This window comes from Shewanella sp. SM32, from assembly GCF_025654235.1.
Lineage (GTDB): Bacteria > Pseudomonadota > Gammaproteobacteria > Enterobacterales > Shewanellaceae > Shewanella > Shewanella oncorhynchi.
In genome coordinates this window covers 1-7,956 of record NZ_JAKKRO010000100.1, presented here as the reverse complement: position 1 = coordinate 7,956, position 7,956 = coordinate 1, and the positions used below count along the sequence as shown (strand labels likewise).

The following is a 7,956-nucleotide window of genomic DNA, read 5'->3' as shown; positions in this document are numbered from 1 at the left end:
GTTGTGGCTAGTTGGTTTACACGCACAGCAACAGGGCTGGGATAAGCATTTTCAGGCCAATACCATTGGGCATCGAACGGTACTCTCAACGATTCGCTTGGGATTGGAGGTACTCAGGCGGCCTGATTATCAAATCACGGAGAAAGAATTGCTGGCGGCCTGGGTATTATTCGCCAATCAGTTGCTCAAATATGGCTATGCTATGGCTGATTTATGAGGGGATCCTTCAGAACTATACCCTCGGGGATTTTTTGCTTCCATCCGCGAATGCCTTCCTCCAAGATAACAACTAAAGTGGAAATGGAACGATCCAATTCTAGTTCCGTCTGCAAAGCAGTTATATACTTTCCAACCGTCTCAAATAATATGAATCATGGAAGAGCGAATGTTCAAACCTTTAATATTACTTAGCTTTAGCACCTTAGTCTTAACCTGTATGAGTGGCTGCGTTGGGCCACTTAATTCAAAATGTGATACAAATTCCCCCTACAGCAAACAAGAATGCAATGCAGCCGACGCCGCAGTTTATGTTGCAGCCGCCATATTGGAAGGCCCAGATAAAGGTCAAACGTGTAACGATATGTCGGGCAAAGCAAAACAAGACTGCCTCGCTCAACAACAAGCACTGAAAGAATCATTAGAGAAACACGCTCGAAAATAGCATTAAGGAAGATGAATGAAAGCCTCCATTTTTATTGCCGCGACCCTCGACTGTTATATCGCAACGCCCGATGGGGATATCGACTTTTTAAATCAGCACCCCAGTACTAATCCCGATGAAGACTTTGGTTATCATGCCTTTATCGACACTATTGATGCGATTGTAATGGGACGAAAAAGCTTTGAAAAAGTCCTCTCCTTCGATTGTGATTGGCCCTATGTAAATATCCCAGTGTTTGTATTAAGTCGCAGCGGCGTAACAGTACCGTCGGCGTTAAGTGAGCACGTACAAGTGCTAAATGGCGATGCGGCAAGCATTAGCGAACAACTCAAAACCCGTGGCTTCAAACATCTCTATATCGATGGTGGCCAAACAATCCAAGGCTTTTTAGCGGCGGGGCTAATTCAGGAACTCACGCTCACTCGCATCCCCACTTTACTGGGTAAAGGTATTCCCCTCTTTGGCGACTTAGCTCAAGCGATTCAATTAATGCCAATTCACACGCAGCAATATGACAATGGCTACGTACAAACCCGCTATCGTGTTATAGACAAAATGGCTTTATAAGCCGTTTACATTCGGCTGATTGCATTGAAGGGTGAAGTGATGGCTTGCCATCTTGCTGCATAACCATGTAACAGCAATGTTAAACAACTAAATATTATCAATGGCTTACTGATTGCAAATCAAAGTTCCGTTAGAATATTGTCCTCTAACAAATAGGTGAGCAATATGAGTCGTTTGCAGTCATCGAAAGGTTTTACATTAATTGAGCTGGTTGTGGTCATTATCATCCTTGGGATCTTGGCCGTCGTCGCAGCACCACGGTTTTTAAACCTAGGCCAAGATGCTCACGATGCCAGAGCCAAAACCGCATTTGCGGCCTTTACCTCTGGTGTTAAGCTTTATCACAGTTGCTGGCTTGCGGGCGGTCACTCTGGTTATACCCAAGATCTCGCCTGTTATGGTGACGGAAAACTCGACTCGACCACCACAGGATTTCCACTGGGAATAGAGACTGCAACCGCTGATGCCGGTGCTAAATTGCAGGGCGATTATTGTGGTCAGTTATGGCAAGGTCTTTTGGCTAATAATGAATTTGTCATTGCCGATCAATACTCTTGGCGCACAGTTCCCAATGTCGACATTGTTTACTGGTATGGTGCCGTCGACATTACCGATCCCAATGCTTACTGCATTTTCAACTATGTCTCTGACGATCGCAGCTTCGGCAGTGAAAACTGGGATCTTAAATACTATCCCTTCGATGGCCGCACTATTGTAGGTCGATCCACCCTTTCCCAATAAGCGCTTATTTTTATTGCTAAAGGAGCGCGAAAGATCGCAAACTCCTTTGGCATTTGCCGCGATTACTTGAATTATTGTCATCCATCCCCATATATATCCCATCATCCACCGCAACTTTTGCTGCGGGCCAGAAGAGGATTCATTGTGACCACTATCGTATCAGTACGCCGTAATAATCAAGTTGTCATCGCCGGCGATGGCCAAGTCTCCCTAGGCAATACCGTCATGAAAGGTAACGCCAAAAAAGTGCGTCGCTTATATCACAACAAGGTACTGGCAGGTTTTGCAGGCGGCACTGCCGATGCTTTCACCCTATTCGAGCGTTTCGAAGCCAAACTCGAAATGCACCAAGGCCATTTATTGCGCTCGGCCGTTGAGCTCGCCAAAGATTGGCGTACCGACCGTATGCTGCGTAAACTCGAAGCCCTGTTAGTCGTGGCCGATGCGGAAACCTCGCTGATCATCACAGGTAATGGTGATGTCGTTCAGCCAGAACACGACTTAGTCGCCATTGGTTCAGGCGGCAACTATGCCCAAGCGGCGGCCCTTGCACTATTGCAAAATACTGAGCTGTCAGCCTTAGAAATCGCCGAAAAATCCCTGACTATTGCTGCGGATATCTGCGTATTCACCAATCAATTCAAAACGATTGAAGAACTCAATTACTAAACAGCCCGTGAGGAATATTATGTCTGAAATGACCCCCCGTGAGATTGTCCACGAGCTGGATGCACACATTATTGGCCAACAAAAGGCCAAACGTTCTGTTGCTGTCGCCCTGCGCAACCGCTGGCGCCGGATGCAACTTGACGCGGATTTCCGTCAAGAAGTCACCCCAAAAAATATTCTGATGATTGGCCCAACGGGCGTTGGTAAAACTGAAATTGCCCGCCGTTTAGCCAAGCTGGCGAACGCGCCTTTTATCAAGGTCGAAGCGACTAAATACACAGAAGTGGGTTATGTCGGTAAGGAAGTCGAGCAAATCATCCGCGACTTGACCGATATCGCCATCAAGCTGACCCGTGAACAGCAAATGGGTAAGTGTCGCCAACGCGCTGAAGAAAATGCCGAAGAGCGCATTCTCGATACCCTGTTGCCTAAGCCGAAAAACGACTGGGAAAGCACTGAAACCGATTCCAACTCAAATACCCGTCAAGTCTTCCGCAAAAAGCTACGCGAAGGCCAATTAGACGATAAAGAAATCGATATCGATGTGGCACAGCCACAGATCGGCGTCGAAATCATGTCGCCTCCAGGCATGGAAGAAATGACCAACCAGCTGCAAAGTCTGTTTAAAAACATGGGCCAAGCACCAGCAAAACGTCGCAAGATGAAGATCAAAGAAGCCTTTAAGCTATTGATCGAAGAAGAAGCGGCAAAACTGGTTAATCAAGAAGATTTAAAAGAGCAAGCCATTGAAATGGTTGAGCAACACGGCATAGTGTTCCTCGACGAAATCGACAAAATCTGTAAGCGTGGTGAAACCTCAGGCCCAGATGTTTCCCGTGAAGGTGTGCAACGTGACTTACTGCCGCTCATCGAAGGCTGCACTGTCACCACAAAACACGGCATGGTAAAAACCGACCACATACTGTTTATCGCCTCTGGCGCATTCCAGATGTCTAAACCGTCGGATTTAATTCCTGAATTACAGGGTCGGTTACCGATCCGTGTCGAGCTAGATGCATTATCAGCCAATGATTTTAAACGCATTCTGACGGAGCCACACGCCTCGCTAACCGAGCAATATATCGCGCTGATGGGCACAGAAGGCGTGAAAGTTGAATTCAGCGAATCGGGTATCGACAGCATTGCGAAAGCCGCATGGCAAGTGAACGAGCGCACCGAAAATATCGGCGCCCGTCGTTTACACACTGTGATGGAAAGGCTGATGGAAGATATCTCCTACGAGGCATCGGAAAAATCGGGCTCCGCCTTTGTTATCGACGCCGACTATGTCAGCGCCCACTTAGATAACTTAGTCCAAGACGAAGATCTCAGCCGCTTTATCCTCTAGTACTAAACTGTTCACCGCCAAGCTCAAACGACTTGGCGGTAAACGACGACTCAAATGCAAAAGTGTGACTCAAACGAAAAAGCCTGAGCAAGGCTCTCGCTTACCCTTTGTATCCTTGGCCGCGAGTGGTTACATTAGTCAGGTGTTATTTTAATGAGTCGTTATCCTATCCTTAGCATTTTCTTGGTAGCCAACCTATGACCACAGCAACGCCCAATGTCACCGATCTTAAACTGAAACGTAAATCACGCATTCTAGAAATCAGTTTCGATAATGGTGAGCAATATCAGCTCAGCTGCGAGATGCTCAGAGTCTACTCGCCCTCGGCCGAAGTGCATGGTCACGGTAATCCAAAACTGGTCACCCACAAGAAAAACGTCAACATCAGTGCCATAGAACCCGTCGGTAACTACGCAGTGAAAATCGTCTTCGATGACGGCCACGACACAGGCCTATTCTCGTGGAAAGTGCTCTACGATCTCGCCACCCACCAGGTGGACCTATGGGAAAAATACCTCGCCCGCCTACGCGCAGAAAAAGCCTCACGCGAACCGCTGATTGCGATGAATATAAAGTACAACTAGTACGTTAGGTAAATAGACGCTTAATTGTGCGATGTAAACTCTAGAAACAGAGAATTTAACAATGGGTAGCTTGTGAAGCTGTGACTTCTCTTACTGACTTGAGTATCAAAGGAAAGACCATGTCGGAAAAAATCCCCTGCCAAGAATGTAACACCTTAATCCTTCCGAGTACCGCCGAGAAAAATGAGGGTTTATGCATGCCCTGCAAAAATGGCATACGTGCAAATCTCGAGCGTGCGAAGGAATACTACCAACAAGAGCGTGAACTCGATAAAACCTGTCCCTTTCGAGCCTTTTGGCGAGATCTTGTTGTAAGGGTACATAACAAAGAACAAGGTTTTTATACGCTTAGACCAGAGGAACAAAACTACTATGCGGTGAACTGCTTATCTGGCGAAGTCTATAATGGTGGATTTATTCAGTATTTCGACAACTCTTCAGGTGAGCATTACGCCTTCGCTGAACGTGGACTTATCCAAATGGGAGCAAGCCACTCGTTAAACTTATTGCACCAAGCAAAACAGGCCGTGTTTGGCGAAAAGCCAGTACCAATAGACAGAGATCGTCGTTTAGCCGCAACCGATAACCAAGACCTGTACAGCGTACTCGATAAGCTCGATGACGAGTTTTATAAAGATCTAGATGATCTCGATGCCAAGCTTGAAAGCTACGCCCTTGATTACGGACTGGTAAATAACACTTAACTGGCGATTGTCGGTAATCACTTAAAGATAAAGGCTATCCTTGGCAGAAATAAGCATAATTGAGCCTATCTTGCTGACCCCATACCGCAGTCCAGCCATTCACATCACTCATGTAAGCGAAATAAATGGATTGCGTTTTAAGACAAACATCTTGAAATGGCGCTTTATTCTGATTAATAAAATGCGCCGACCTAACCAGCACATCGGTACAAACGTCTTCATCCTCCACTAGCCAAATAAAATCATCACGCCATTCATCCAATGCTATCGCCGCCTCTGGGGAATAGAGTCTCAACTTATCTTGCGCGAGTACCATTTGCTCGGGAGTCACAGAACATGAAACCGCCAACTTATCGAATACACCTGAGCCGCCAGCCCAAAAAGACAAATCAAATTCCAACCTATCCTCTAGCGGCGTAAAACCCAATAAATTTTCGATAATCATCAAACTTTTAGCTAAATCGGCATCAGGCCTTTGGTAACGCTTTTCAATCCCATCATATTCCCGCATACGAACTAAGCTCCTGCTGCGTTAAGTGACGCATTAAAATTGATTAACATACTATAAAATAATAACTTTTCGAGCAATGCACTCAACGATTAAGACTATTACGTCAGTGACTCGCCGACTTTGATTTAAAAATGAGTTATCCCTAAGCGCTTGATGGCGCCATTTGCAGCATAAGGAAGCGCGAACACCGCGATCACATGATCAAGGATAATGGAATGAAAATTATCAGGCCTACCATTTTAAATCAGCAACTTCATCAAGTAAGGCCTGTGATTTAAACCATCCCTCCTAAAAGCGGCCTGTACAGTTATTTTCTTGATTTTCTTGATTTGCTTGTCTTGCTATTAGCTCATTCAAACATCGCACTCTTTTGAAAACTTAGGCATGAAATATCGCATAATCGGCTGCGGTAAATTGCAATTGAATGCTTTAATCGGTTGACCTCATGCGCCTCAACTAACTCTCCTTAAACAGATTTTTGTGTTAATTCATCGCCTTTAAACAACTTATGCCACTGCTCCAGCACTTCTCAGTCAGTCCAACGATTGGCACTGTCGATATCGACCCGCAGCACCACATGTAGATGATTCGACATCACCGCAAAGGCTGCAACATCGATAGCAAAAACGGCTTCAAGTTCAAACAGTAGTGACTCAACCCAACTACAGCGATGGCCATAATTTTTCCCAGAATAGGCATCATCGCCACATAAAAAAGCACGCCGCACAACGCAGCTATAGCAATGGTAACAGGGAGTGTCTTCAAGGCTTATCTGAGTTCTGAGAGGACGCGGCATATAAACCTCCTTGTTTAATGCTTATAGTCGGAGGTTAACTACCACGCCATTTAAACTGGGTGTCTTGAAAACAGCTTCTTTGTAGGCAACCTGAAAGTGCATTATATTGTTGCTCTAAAATGGATGGCCAGATTTATTATTAGCCCTGCATATGTGATAAAACAGTTAAACCTTCGCTGGAAACAAATCTTAGAAATGGAGTATTGTCAGTGACAACGAGAACGGAATTACTCAATAAATTAAGCGCCTTATCGACCGCCGATCCAGAGCACTGTCCGGTAGTGACATTAAATGAGTACTTTTTAGAAAACGAAGATGAAGAGTCTATCGCACCCAATAATTGGGGTTATGGTCGACCATCCATCAAAGAAATCTATCGTTGCTTGAAAGAAATCGAACATAGGTCAGATGTGCAAGGTGTTTATGTTGGGATGCACGATGAATGGTCCGAAGCACTTGAGGATGATGAGCTATGGCCTGCAGCTGAGAACATTCATATTCTTACCTGTGCGCCTCTGGCGGAAGTGGAAGAATGGATTGAAGGAATCGCGGCAGATGGAATGGGGACAGGCTGGCCCTATGGCGAGCATCAACTATCTCCTAAGCCGTATGCTGGCTATCATGTCTATACTGTATATTGGGATTAGTGGTTAGCTATCTCACTGTTTATGTGAATTTTATTGCATCAGACAACCCCAAAACATCGGTCTAGGCCGATGTTTTTATATCTAAGGATACCAATCTCATTTTTGTATTATAAAACGTGCTCCACCAGCCTTATTATATGAATTAGCTCGTGTTATTTAGACTCCCATTGTTAAATTTTAAAAATGGAGTGTTAGTACTCTTTTTAAATACTAACAAACAACACTAAAACTTCAGAAGTTCACCTTCCCCTGCGAAGTTGCTAAAGGGCGTTGAAGAAAATCGCGTGAGCGAGGCATGGATGCCGAGTTAGCTTTCGGATTCTTTATTTAATTAATAGGGATTTACCACCGTAAGCGTTAGCAATTTTGAATAAACACGAAGCCCTGCTTATAAATAAAGAGTTAATACATGTAACTTCGCTAGGGTGAGTACTGCGAAACAGCGGTACGAACGAAAGCCAAGGATAATGGAATGGACCCATCCACTTTTAATCGGCCTCGCAATGGGCCACGATGTAGTCGCTAAAACTCATCAGAAAGAGGACGGGTCCACCTATGAAGATTACTACAATCGGTTTAGATATCGCAAAGTCTGTTTTTCATGCTGTTGGCGTCGATAAAGCGGGTAAGTTAATCAAAAAGAAAATGCTTAGACGCAAGGACTTACTTCCCTTTCTTGCTCAAATTGAGCCGTGTCTGATTGTGAGCCGTGTCTGATTGTGATGGAA

General features: G+C 45.1%; 9 protein-coding genes and 3 pseudogenes. 10 read left to right on the top strand and 2 right to left on the bottom strand.

The genetic code is table 11. The features are described from left to right. The 8 genes and pseudogenes from L5M10_RS22755 to L5M10_RS22720 all read left to right on the top strand — a co-directional run. Positions 1 to 217 (top strand): annotated as a pseudogene (locus L5M10_RS22755) (IS4 family transposase); the annotation flags it as partial. Positions 218 to 385: 168 nt separating this feature from the next. Then, positions 386 to 661, top strand: coding sequence for a hypothetical protein (locus tag L5M10_RS22750; RefSeq protein WP_173247249.1), 276 nt, complete (start codon positions 386 to 388; stop codon positions 659 to 661). A 15-nt stretch (positions 662 to 676) separates the two neighbouring features. Next, positions 677 to 1,228, top strand: coding sequence for a dihydrofolate reductase family protein (locus L5M10_RS22745; RefSeq protein ID WP_263237218.1), 552 nt, complete (start codon positions 677 to 679; stop codon positions 1,226 to 1,228). A gap of 165 nt (positions 1,229 to 1,393) precedes the next feature. Continuing rightward, on the top strand, positions 1,394 to 1,969 hold the full coding sequence (locus L5M10_RS22740) for a type II secretion system protein (RefSeq protein WP_263256006.1): 576 nt from the start codon (positions 1,394 to 1,396) through the stop codon (positions 1,967 to 1,969). A gap of 144 nt (positions 1,970 to 2,113) precedes the next feature. Then, positions 2,114 to 2,638: an ATP-dependent protease subunit HslV gene (gene hslV, locus L5M10_RS22735; protein ID WP_006083300.1), complete on the top strand. Its 525-nt coding sequence runs from the start codon at positions 2,114 to 2,116 to the stop codon at positions 2,636 to 2,638. A 19-nt stretch (positions 2,639 to 2,657) separates the two neighbouring features. Beyond that, the gene (hslU, locus tag L5M10_RS22730) at positions 2,658 to 3,986 is read left to right on the top strand and encodes an HslU--HslV peptidase ATPase subunit (RefSeq protein WP_263237221.1); all 1,329 of its coding nucleotides are present in this window, start codon (positions 2,658 to 2,660) and stop codon (positions 3,984 to 3,986) included. A 197-nt stretch (positions 3,987 to 4,183) separates the two neighbouring features. Next, positions 4,184 to 4,570: a gamma-butyrobetaine hydroxylase-like domain-containing protein gene (locus tag L5M10_RS22725; RefSeq protein WP_063883307.1), complete on the top strand. Its 387-nt coding sequence runs from the start codon at positions 4,184 to 4,186 to the stop codon at positions 4,568 to 4,570. Between the two features lie 119 nt (positions 4,571 to 4,689). After that, entirely contained in the window at positions 4,690 to 5,274 is a 585-nt protein-coding gene (locus tag L5M10_RS22720) for a DMP19 family protein (RefSeq protein WP_263206913.1), read from the top strand. A 34-nt stretch (positions 5,275 to 5,308) separates the two neighbouring features. On the opposite strand, the gene L5M10_RS22715 is transcribed toward L5M10_RS22720, so the two are convergent. Together L5M10_RS22715 and L5M10_RS22710 are read right to left on the bottom strand one after the other, a co-directional pair. Next, a complete protein-coding gene (locus L5M10_RS22715; RefSeq protein WP_263206915.1) occupies positions 5,309 to 5,785 on the bottom strand; it encodes a hypothetical protein in 477 nt (158 codons plus the stop codon). Between the two features lie 291 nt (positions 5,786 to 6,076). Then, positions 6,077 to 6,581: pseudogene (locus L5M10_RS22710) on the bottom strand (transposase); the annotation flags it as partial. Positions 6,582 to 6,790: 209 nt separating this feature from the next. On the opposite strand from L5M10_RS22710, the gene L5M10_RS22705 reads away from it, so the two are divergent. Further along, complete coding sequence (locus tag L5M10_RS22705) at positions 6,791 to 7,228, top strand: hypothetical protein (RefSeq protein ID WP_113940113.1); 438 nt, start codon at positions 6,791 to 6,793, stop codon at positions 7,226 to 7,228. A 555-nt stretch (positions 7,229 to 7,783) separates the two neighbouring features. Next, positions 7,784 to 7,933: pseudogene (locus L5M10_RS22700) on the top strand (IS110 family transposase); the annotation flags it as partial. Positions 7,934 to 7,956 lie beyond the last annotated feature (23 nt).